Consider the following 980-nt stretch of genomic DNA (forward strand, 5'->3'; position numbering starts at 1 on the left):
CATTACGAATCTTGCGCCGCCAAGATCTCGGCTCTCATCTACTTTCATACTACCATTAAACCAAAAGGCAATGCGCGATACAATAGACAAGCCTAGACCGTAGCCGCCTGATGCTCGTGTACGGCTATCATCCAAGCGCGAAAACGGTATAAATACTTTTTCACGATCAGCCTCAGGAATCCCATGACCGTCATCTTCGACGCTGACAAATGCATTACCCTTTTTGACACCAGCACTAATAATGATCGTGGTCTCGGCATAACGTAAAGCATTACCTGCAAGATTCTGAATCACACGGTGCAGATATCGTCGATCGGCAATCGCGGTTACTTTCGCATTTGGCAAGTTGGTCACTATTTTAATCGGCTTACCTAGTGCATTGGTCTCACGCTCAATCTGCTGTAGCAGTTCTCTGAGATTTACTGGTTCTAAATCTAATTTTGGCGAGCCCTCTTCGAGCTTGGCATAAGTCAAAATCTCATCAATCAAACCATTAAGTGATTCGATATCTTCATCGATATAATCACGCTGCATAAAGCGTGAATCTTCGTCGTCAGTATCAGCCAGCATATCTACCGCAAATCGAATACGCGCAACTGGCGTACGAAGCTCATGTGATACGGCTCGCGTGAGCTCTCGTTGCGACTCAATCAAACGCTTAATATGTGACGTCATTGCGTTAAAGGTGGCTGATAAACGTGCGATCTCATCTTGACCAATTACCTGTACTTGAATATCAAGATTACCTTTACTCACCTCATTAACACCCACTTGAATAAGCTGCAGCTTGCGCTCAAGTGGGAAAATAAGCGCATAAACACCCAAACTGATTAAAAACATACTAATCAGAATCATACTAATAATTAAATTGAGTGGAAACCAGTTAAATAAGGGTACAGGGCCTATCAAGACTGCCATATCATTAATTTCAGACGGAACCACTATCTTGATGGCCGAACTACTGGTACTACTATTAGGGT

Annotated in this window: 1 protein-coding gene; it reads right to left on the bottom strand. The window is 43.3% G+C overall.

Annotated features, from left to right (window positions below; all coding sequences use genetic code 11):
* Nucleotides 1-980: ATP-binding protein (locus ACS8FC_RS15215; protein ID WP_439297388.1), on the bottom strand; the 980-nt coding region annotated here is incomplete at both ends.

It is taken from the genome of Psychrobacter sp. 1Y4 (assembly GCF_051847555.1).